Here is a 1,915-nt window from a genome sequence, read left to right on the forward strand (position 1 = left end):
GGATGCTACAGATTGGGCAAAGAATTTTCCTTATGCTCAAATGGCAAATTTTGGATGGGTACCGAAAACAAAAAAGATCAAAGAGAAAGTAGTTCATCTGTTTGAATTCTTTCGGGTTGCAAATCAGAAAGGATTTGAAGATTACTATTTTTATCAAAGAACGAAAGTAGCTTTCCGAATTTCCTTAAAAGGAAATAAAAATGCCACCGCAATTGCTGCCTGGCTAAGACAAGGCGAATTGCAGGCAGAGGAATTGAAAAACCGGGAATTTAATAAAGCAGCATTAAAAAAGAGTTTACCGGAATTTAAAAACTTAATGGCATCACACCCCGATGACTTCTTCGAACAATTAAGATTATTGTGCCTGAAAAGCGGAGTGAAACTGGTACATACTCCCTGCTTACCAAAAACCGCAATCCACGGTTCCACAAGATGGATAAATGAAACACCACTTATACAGTTAAGCGGGAGGTTTAAACGAAATGATATATTTTGGTTTACCTTTTTCCACGAGCTTGGTCACATTCTTATGCATGGTAAAAAATACATTTCCCTGGAGAATGTTGATTATGAAGGAGAAAATCTACAGTATGAAGAAGAAGCCAATGATTTTGCTTCCCAAAGGATCTTATCAGACGCCCAGGTAAAAGAGATATGGGAAACAGAAAATTTGGATGCTGAAAAAATCAAAGACTTCGCCCAAAAGTTCGTAACCCACCCGGCTTGTATTATAGGTAGACTGCAGCATTTAAAGTACATACCTTATGGTATGGGTAATGAGTTTTTTGAAAAGGTGGAGTTGAGTGGGAAGTAAAAATACAGATCTGGAAATCGATCAATTAGTTTAAGTGTTGCCGGTTGCGGGATTAAGGTGTTAACCCGATTTATACAAAGGTTACGGAAATGTTGATATATGCGGGGTGCACCACAGGTTAATTTACCTGAGTTAATTAAAAATTTAGGAGTAGTAAAAAAGCAAAAAGATGAATAAGAAGGAAGAAGCTTTTCAAAAACTCCAGTCAATTTTTAAACCTGATCCCGGAACCTGGATTCAGGATTTAGAAAACCTCTTTAACCAGTAGGGGGAGCTGTTTTTAAAAGAATTGCCGGGATCAAAAAGAAAAGGTTACAAAATCCACCTGCCCGGATTCCGTTATAGTGATGTCCTTTTCGGCTTTTACTTCCGTATCAACTCTTATTTCCAAAGTTACTGTATAGGGTTCAAAGGACTCTCCAACCGCGCCACCTGAATTATCGGTGTAACCAATTCCCAGGTTCGTGAACATGTTGACCTTATGGTTTAGAAAGGTCCTGGATAAAGGCAGGTGGGTGTTACTATAAGAGGAATGCTTCACCTCCTGCTCGCTGCCCAAAATGTTGAAATCTATATTCGATAAGCGGCTGTTATCTGTTGAACTAACCGAAAAGACAATATCGTGATTCGTGGTTTTTTCGGAAACGTCGTCTTCTGTTGAACACGAACCAACCACCAGCCCCAAAAGAATCACAAGTAATATTTTTTTCATAATTTTCCTGTTGTTTTCAAAGTTTGCACTTGTTATTTTAAGACTAATATAACTATTTATCATAAATCCCGACGAAACGACAGCAGGAACCGTTAATTTAAGGATGATTTTTATGCCTTTGATTTTAGAAAAATACGCAGTAAACTGGCAGAAAGATAATTTTTCCTGGAAACCTCCAATTTATCACAGCAAAAGAAATCTACCGTCTAACGTCCAAAGCCTACCGACTAAAATTCCACTTTCCACTATCATAGCTATAAACCAAAACCGCGAAGGTTTATCGTAAGACTACTGGTTGAGGTGTAAAGTCTTATCCTCCATACATCCCATTAATCAGATCCCCATACTTCTCTGCAATCACCCGCCGCTTAAGCTTCAGCGTAGGAGTC

General features: G+C 38.4%; 2 protein-coding genes. One reads left to right on the top strand and one right to left on the bottom strand.

The window, feature by feature from the left end:
* Positions 1-814 (top strand): ImmA/IrrE family metallo-endopeptidase (locus ACESK1_RS13210; protein WP_372920638.1); only part of this gene is annotated, 814 nt, incomplete at its 5' end.
* Positions 815-1,112: 298 nt separating this feature from the next.
* Here ACESK1_RS13210 and ACESK1_RS13215 read toward each other — a convergent pair.
* Positions 1,113-1,526 carry a hypothetical protein gene (locus ACESK1_RS13215; RefSeq protein WP_372920639.1) on the bottom strand — a complete coding sequence of 138 codons (414 nt, stop codon included), beginning with the start codon at positions 1,524-1,526 and terminating at the stop codon, positions 1,113-1,115.
* Positions 1,527-1,915: the final 389 nt, after the last annotated feature.

The sequence above is a fragment of the Salegentibacter sp. genome, assembly GCF_041642575.1.
GTDB lineage: Bacteria > Bacteroidota > Bacteroidia > Flavobacteriales > Flavobacteriaceae > Salegentibacter.